This is a genomic window from Ruegeria sp. AI3 (assembly GCF_056541245.1).
On record NZ_JBQFYA010000075.1, the window covers coordinates 1 to 698 of the forward strand.

Consider the following 698-nt stretch of genomic DNA (forward strand, 5'->3'; position numbering starts at 1 on the left):
AACACAAAGTAATGGTCAATGTCTCCGGAAACCACACCAACCGCGCGTCCTTCACGAAAATCCAAACGGCCGTTTCCTACATCAACCAAACGACCCGAGGGAACCCCCTGCCCGTCCAATTCAAGTCGTTGGCGCGCGGCCAGTTTCAGATGGTGGTCCAGGACCGAGGCTCCGTCGCCCAACGAATAGTAATTGTGCTGGGCTATGCTTACCGGTGTCGGCCGGTCCGGGACCGCCGAAATTGTGTAGGTGAGCCGCGGTTCCTCCAGGCTGACGCGCACTTCAAATCGAACGCGCCCCGGAAATCCGTTGTCTCCATCAGGCGAGATCACTGAGAGGACCGCTTCGCGCCCCGACACTTGCGTAATGCGCCAGTTGACGCGGGACAGTCCCGACACACCCCCATGCAGCGTATTGCGACCTTCATTTGCACTGAGCTCGAAACGCGTGCCCCCAATCGTGAACGCCGCACCACCTATCCGGTTGGCGACACGGCCAACGATAGCCCCGAGATAGTTCCTATCATTCAAATAGTCTTGCGGGTTGTCATATCCCAGGATCAAGGGCGTCTCATTGAACCACCACCCGCGTGTGATCGCCCCACAGCTCAAAAGGGAAACGCGCATGCTGCCGTCTTGCAGAGCAACCTCTTCGATGCTCGAAGCTTGGGGCGCGGCCATAATCATCTGGGTACCAAT

1 protein-coding gene is annotated in these 698 nt (G+C 58.0%); it reads right to left on the reverse strand.

The features are described 5' to 3' along the window. On the reverse strand, positions 1-626 hold a 626-nt coding region (locus ACRZ95_RS23110), incomplete at its 3' end, for an aldose epimerase family protein (RefSeq protein WP_480555733.1). Positions 627-698 lie beyond the last annotated feature (72 nt).